The sequence below is a fragment of the Cobetia sp. SIMBA_158 genome (assembly GCF_046566945.1).
Taxonomy (GTDB): Bacteria; Pseudomonadota; Gammaproteobacteria; order Pseudomonadales; family Halomonadaceae; genus Cobetia; species Cobetia amphilecti.
Genome location: NZ_JAWJYL010000437.1, coordinates 1 through 267 on the forward strand (window position 1 = coordinate 1; position 267 = coordinate 267).

Here is a 267-nt window from a genome sequence, read left to right on the forward strand (position 1 = left end):
CGCTATTTGCCGTCGGTGCCGGGTTCGATCTGGTCGTTCAATCCCTTCGCGTGGCAGGCGATGTTCCTGCTCGGACTGCTGTGCCGTCTCTATCCGGTCACTGACGCGTTCCAGATCTCGCGGCTCGGTCGCCTCCTCACCGTGCTCGCGATCACACTCGTGGTCGCATTCGCGGTCGTGCGGCTCTTTATCGAAGTGACGCCGCAGCCGGGCTACATGAAGCAGAATCTCGCGAGCCTGCGCATCGTGAGTTTTGCGGCCGTTGCG

At 62.5% G+C, this 267-nt stretch carries 1 protein-coding gene; it reads left to right on the top strand.

Going from position 1 to position 267, the window contains the following annotated elements; genetic code table 11:
• The coding region (opgC, locus tag R2R70_RS20595; protein ID WP_410978992.1) for an OpgC domain-containing protein at positions 1 to 267 on the top strand (267 nt) is incomplete at both ends.